Here is a 243-nt window from a genome sequence, read left to right on the forward strand (position 1 = left end):
TGATAATGTCCTGTTGCTTCTAGAACGATAGGTGGTTTCTTACCAGTTTCTCTCTTTACGACCTCCAGAAACTCTACAAGTAAATTAAGACCTTCAATAGTATGGGAAACTTTAAAACTCTTACGATATGGTTTGCCATTATCTAAAAATGCCTGAACTTGACTTTCCCCTTTTGGAATATCCAGACCATTGACTGGATTCATTTCAAATTCCTCCATGCAGTGTCACAGCTTCGCTTGTTAT

Annotated in this window: 1 pseudogene (only partly in view); it reads right to left on the reverse strand. The window is 37.9% G+C overall.

Features of this window, described 5'->3' with window-relative positions:
- Positions 1-203: pseudogene (locus V7266_RS27370) on the reverse strand (IS110 family transposase) (its annotated part extends 241 nt beyond the left edge of the window); the annotation flags it as partial.
- Positions 204-243: the final 40 nt, after the last annotated feature.

It is taken from the genome of Neobacillus drentensis, assembly GCF_036965645.1.
Classification (GTDB): domain Bacteria; phylum Bacillota; class Bacilli; order Bacillales; family Cytobacillaceae; genus Neobacillus; species Neobacillus drentensis_D.